This is a genomic window from Bifidobacterium sp. UBA6881, assembly GCA_002451435.1.
Lineage (GTDB): Bacteria > Actinomycetota > Actinomycetes > Actinomycetales > Bifidobacteriaceae > Bifidobacterium.
This window is the reverse complement of the sequence record DKCF01000061.1, coordinates 6,916-7,146: the sequence shown is the minus strand read 5'-3', so window position 1 is coordinate 7,146 and position 231 is coordinate 6,916. Positions and strand designations below refer to the sequence as shown.

Sequence of the window (231 nt, the reverse complement as noted above, 5' to 3'; positions counted from 1 at the left end):
CCGAACAACATCGACAACGCCGGCACCGCGATCGCGCCACCGCCGATGCCAAGCAATCCCGCCAATATGCCGATCAGCACACCCAATGCGACCATGCAGAGGCCGGTTGCGACGCTCATGGAAATCCGTTGGTCGCGCGAAGGGATGAAGCTCACCTGATTGGCCACGACGAACACCAGGAACACGACGAAAATCCAGCGAAGCACCAATTCCGGCAGCCGAGACAACAGC

Annotated in this window: 1 protein-coding gene; it reads right to left on the bottom strand. The window is 60.2% G+C overall.

The annotated features are described in order from the left end of the window. Window positions 1-231: TSUP family transporter (locus B3C64_RS04710; RefSeq protein ID WP_349679958.1), on the bottom strand; the 231-nt coding region annotated here is incomplete at both ends.